The 291-nt window shown below is 54.3% G+C and carries 1 protein-coding gene; it reads right to left on the bottom strand.

The annotated features are described in order from the left end of the window. A partial coding sequence (locus tag AC0L3J_RS37955; RefSeq protein WP_473350531.1) for a glycosyltransferase occupies positions 1-265 on the bottom strand: 265 nt, incomplete at its 3' end. Positions 266-291 lie beyond the last annotated feature (26 nt).

Raw genomic sequence — 291 nt, forward strand, 5'->3', positions numbered from 1 at the left:
TATCGGGTCCGTCGCCGGCAAGAATAAACCGAATATGTGGATGGCTTTGCTCCAACCCGATCGCGGCCTCGATCACGAAATCAAGCCCTTGCTTTTTCGACATCGTTCCGGAGTAGAGCGCAACGATGTCGGTCTCGCCAAGCTTGAGCTGCTCGCGATATTTCGTCATCCGCGAAGCGGGGCAGATCGCCCGGGTATCAATCCAATTTCTGACCTCAACTGCTTTGTCGAAGTCCACGCCTTTGAGGATCAGGCGCTCCATCATCGGCTGAGAGATCGTCGAAACATGAT

It is taken from the genome of Bradyrhizobium sp. Kon37, from assembly GCF_055807535.1.